This window comes from Micromonospora sp. NPDC049799 (assembly GCF_040656655.1).
Lineage (GTDB): Bacteria > Actinomycetota > Actinomycetes > Mycobacteriales > Micromonosporaceae > Micromonospora.
This window is the reverse complement of record NZ_JBFAMU010000487.1, coordinates 1-3,762: the sequence shown is the minus strand read 5'-3', so window position 1 is coordinate 3,762 and position 3,762 is coordinate 1. Positions and strand designations below refer to the sequence as shown.

The 3,762-nt window shown below is 73.5% G+C and carries 4 protein-coding genes; 2 read left to right on the top strand and 2 right to left on the bottom strand.

The annotated features are described in order from the left end of the window. Together AB0I76_RS25000 and AB0I76_RS24995 are read right to left on the bottom strand one after the other, a co-directional pair. Positions 1–860 (bottom strand): SDR family NAD(P)-dependent oxidoreductase (locus AB0I76_RS25000; protein WP_357040061.1); only part of this gene is annotated, 860 nt, incomplete at its 3' end. Further along, on the bottom strand, positions 853–2,340 hold the full coding sequence (locus tag AB0I76_RS24995; RefSeq protein ID WP_357040058.1) for an NAD(P)/FAD-dependent oxidoreductase: 1,488 nt from the start codon (positions 2,338–2,340) through the stop codon (positions 853–855). The genes AB0I76_RS24995 and AB0I76_RS25000, both read right to left, overlap by 8 nt. A 115-nt stretch (positions 2,341–2,455) precedes the next feature. Here AB0I76_RS24995 and AB0I76_RS24990 point away from each other — a divergent pair, with 115 nt between their 5' ends. Both AB0I76_RS24990 and AB0I76_RS24985 read left to right on the top strand, forming a co-directional pair. Continuing rightward, a complete protein-coding gene (locus tag AB0I76_RS24990) occupies positions 2,456–3,097 on the top strand; it encodes a TetR/AcrR family transcriptional regulator (protein WP_357040055.1) in 642 nt (213 codons plus the stop codon). Positions 3,098–3,194: 97 nt separating this feature from the next. Beyond that, positions 3,195–3,762 (top strand): ATP-binding cassette domain-containing protein (locus AB0I76_RS24985; RefSeq protein ID WP_357040052.1); only part of this gene is annotated, 568 nt, incomplete at its 3' end.

Below are 3,762 nucleotides of genomic sequence, written 5' to 3'. Positions count from 1 at the left end.
GGGACGGCGGTGGCGCGGCGGGCGGGGTCGCCGGCCGCGCGGTTGAGGCCGGTGACCAGCAGCTTCCCGTAGGACGCGGGGGCGATGCGGGCCAGCAGGTCGGGCAGCTTCGCCGACCAGCCGATCAGGACGCGACCGCGTCGTCGCCGGACACCGCGCAGGATCACCTCGGCGGCCTTCTCCGGCGGGATGGACAGCAGTTTTTCGAACTGGCGCAGGCCGGTCTCGTACTCCTCCGGGGCGACGCCGCTGCCGACCCGCGCGTTCTGCGCGATCCGGGTGTTGATGCCGCCGGGGTGCACCGAGGTGACGCCGATGCCGTCGTCCACCAGCTCGTGGCGCAGCGCCTCGGTGAAGCCGCGGACGGCGAACTTGCTCGCCGAGTAGGCGGCCTGGCCGGGCGGGGCGATCAGTCCGAAGAGGCTGGAGATGTTGACCAGGTGGGCGCCGGGCTCGGCCTTCAGCGCGGGCAGCAGCGCGTGGGTCAGCTGCACCACCGCCCGGAAGTTGATGTCGATCACCCAGCTGAACTCGTCCAGCGTGACCTGGTCGAACCGGCCGCCGAGGGCGACACCGGCGTTGTTGACCAGCAGCCGGACGCGGGGATGCCGCTGCCGGATCTCCTCGGCGACGCGGGCGGTGGCGGCGCCGTCGGCGAGGTCGACGACGTACGTGGACAGCTGCCGGTCGGGATGCGCGGCGCGGATCGCGGCGACCACGGTGTCGAGGCGGTCGGCGTCGCGGTCGAGCAGGACCAGGTCGGCACCGCGCCGGGCAAGGCCCCGGGCGAGGGCCTCCCCGATCCCGCTGGCCGCCCCGGTGACGACGGCCGTGCCGCCGGGGAAGACGAAGTCACGCACGGACGGTGCTCCTCTCTCCAGCGCCGGCCCGGGAGAACCGGACGCCCTCGTCGGTCAGTCGGCCGTGCCGCATCAGCAGTACGTCCCGGGTGTAGTTCTGGTAGAGCCGCCACGGCGCCCGGGCACCCTGCTTGGGCAGGGCGTCGACGCTGCGCAGCACGTACCCGGCGGTCAGGTCGATGATGGGGTGCAGCTCGCCGCCCGGTGGGGGCAGCGGGGTGACGATCTGCTGGCCGGTGCGGTCGAGGTGGCGCAGCAGCCGGCAGACGTACGTGGCGACGAGGTCGGCCTTCAGCGTCCAGGACGCGTTGGTGTAGCCGATGGTCATCGCGAAGTTCGGCACGCCGGAGAGCATCATGCCCTTGTAGGCGACCGTGTCGGCGAGGTCGACCTCGGCGCCGTCGACGTGCAGCGTCATGCCGCCGAACGCCAGCAGGTTGAGGCCGGTGGCGGTGACGACGACGTCGGCCTCCAGCTCGGCGCCGGAGCGCAGCCGGATGCCCGTCTCGGTGAACGTGTCGATGGTGTCGGTGACAATCGACGCCCGGCCCCGCGTGATCGCGGTGAACAGGTCGCCGTCGGGCACCACGCAGAGCCGCTGGTCCCACGGGTCGTAGCGGGGTGAGAAGTGCCGGTCCACGTCGTACCCGACCGGCAGCCGGCCCCGGGCGGCCCGGCGCAGCAGCTTCTTCACCACGGCGGGGGCCCGGCGGCTGAGCTGGAAGTTGGCGGTGGCGAGCAGGACGTTCTTCCACCGCACGACCGGGTACACGGCCTTCTCCGGCAGCACGCGCCGCAGGGTGTCCGCGACCACGTCGCGCGAGGGCAGCGCCATGACGTACGTGGGCGAGCGCTGGAGCATCGTGACGTGGTCGGCCCGCTCGGCCATCGCCGGCACCAGCGTCACGGCGGTGGCGCCGCTGCCGACGACCACGACCCGGGCCCCGGTGTGGTCGAGGTCCTCCGGCCAGTGCTGCGGGTGCACGATCCGCCCGGCGAAACGCTCGACGCCGGGCAGCGGCGGCGTGTAGCCCTCGTCGTAGCGGTAGTAGCCCGAGCAGGTGAAGAGGAAGTCGCAGGTGAGCGTGACGTCGTCGCCGGTGTCGGCGCGGTGCGCGGTGACCGTCCAGCGGGCGGTGGCGCTGTCCCAGTCGGCGCGGACCACCCGGTGGTGGAAGCGGATGTGGTCGGTGACCCCGTACTCGCCGGCGGTCTCGCGCACGTAGGACCGGATGGCGTCGCCGTCGGCGATCGCCTTGGGGTCGGTCCACGGCTTGAACGAGTAGCCGAGGGTGAACATGTCCGAGTCGGACCGGACGCCGGGGTAGCGGAACAGGTCCCAGGTGCCGCCGATCGCGCCCCGCGCCTCCAGCACCGCGTACGTCTTGTCCGGACAGTTGCGGATCAGGTGGCAGGCGGCGCCGACCCCGGAGAGGCCGGCACCGACGATGAGCACGTCGACGTGGTCGGTGGTGGCCATGTCGTCTCCCGTGTCGAGGTAGTGATGTCGGACACTATCCACGCCTCTCGACGGGCGTCAACACCCTGTCGACGGCAATCGACACCCTGTCGAACCGCTTGTAGAGTTCCCGGGCATGACGCCCACCCGTACGGCCGCCGGGAACCCGACGCCGCGCGGGCGCCGTGCGGCCCGGTCCGCGGGCGACGAGCGGGAGCAGGCCATCCTCGCCACCGCCGAGCGGCTGCTGGAGCAGCGGGCCTTCACCGACATCTCCATCGACGACCTGGCCCGGGGCGCCGGCATCTCCCGCCCCACGTTCTACTTCTACTTCCCGTCCAAGGACGCGGTGCTGCTCACCCTGCTCGACCGGGTCATCGAGGAGGCCGACGCCGCCGCCGGGGACGTGCTGGACCGGCTGGCCGAGGATCCCCGGGCCCGGTGGCGCGAGCTGATCGACCGGTTCCACCGCACGTTCGGCGCGCACCGCGCGGTCGTGCTCGCCTGCGCGCAGGTGCGCGGCACCAACGCCGAGGTACGGCGGCTCTGGGCGACGGTCATGGAACGCTGGGTGCAGGCCATCGAGACGGCGATCGCGGCCGAGCGGCGGCGCGGCGCGGCGCCCGCCGGGCTGCCGGCGCGGGACCTCGCCATCGCCCTGAACTCGATGAACGAGCGCGTCTGGTACGCGACCTTCGCCGGGGACGGCCCCTCGGTGGCCGAGCGGGACGTGGTCGACGTGCTGCTCGACGTCTGGCTCGCCGCCATCTACCACTGAGGACCGGGCGCCGACACGTCCACCGTGGACACCTCCGGGCATCGATTGTCGCCGTCGTGTGCCACCCTGGGGGCGACGACACCGGTCACCGGAGGTGATGGCCACGTTACGCCTGCGTGCACTCGTCGCCCTCCCGGACACGTCGGCGGTCACCCTGGACGTCCCCGCCGGCGTGACGGCCGCCCTGCGGGCGCCCGCGAGGCTCGGCACCGCCCTCGCCCGGGTGGTGGTCGGGCTGACCCCGCCCGTCGACGGGAAGGTCCTGGTCTCCGACCGCGACGTCACCGCACTGCCACCGAACCGCCGCCGCATCGGGTACGTCCCGGCCGGCGGCGCGCTGCTGCCCCACCTGACGGTGCGCCGCAACATCGCGTACGGCTGGCGCCGGCGGGAACGGGTGCGCGACGTCGTCGACGACTGGACCGCGACCGTGGTCGACCGGTTGGAACTCGCCCCCACCCTGGACCTGCGGCCCCACCTGCTCTCCGAGGCGCAGCGGTTCCGGGTCGCGCTGGCCCGGGCCGCCGCCTGCCTCCCCGAGGTCCTGGTGGTGGACCTGCCGTCGGCGGTGGTCGGCGGGGGCCGCCTCGCCGACCTGGTCGACCGGTTGACCCCGGCGGACACGCCCGGCGCGGCGGTGCTGGTGTGCACGGCCGACCCGACCG